Below are 236 nucleotides of genomic sequence, written 5' to 3' on the forward strand. Positions count from 1 at the left end.
CTGCATTAATTCTCCAACTGCATCAGCTTCTGATACGCTTTTTTCACTGCCTTGCAAACTTGTTTTCATTAACTCTACAGCCAAAGTTGACCCTTTTTGCAATTCTATGACTGTTTCTTCTATCTCTTGCGTTGATTCTTTGGTGCGATGAGCTAATTGTCGAACTTCATCTGCCACTACTGCAAAACCACGTCCGGCTTCACCTGCACGAGCTGCTTCAATAGCCGCATTCAATG

General features: G+C 43.2%; 1 protein-coding gene. It reads right to left on the minus strand.

All coding sequences use genetic code 11. From position 1 onward, the window contains the following. Nucleotides 1–236, minus strand: a 236-nt coding sequence (locus SB756_RS35290) for a methyl-accepting chemotaxis protein (protein WP_410913908.1), incomplete at both ends; no start/stop codon positions are given.

Origin of the sequence: Pseudomonas sp. SIMBA_068, assembly GCF_046534705.1 — a bacterium.
GTDB lineage: Bacteria > Pseudomonadota > Gammaproteobacteria > Pseudomonadales > Pseudomonadaceae > Aquipseudomonas > Aquipseudomonas putida.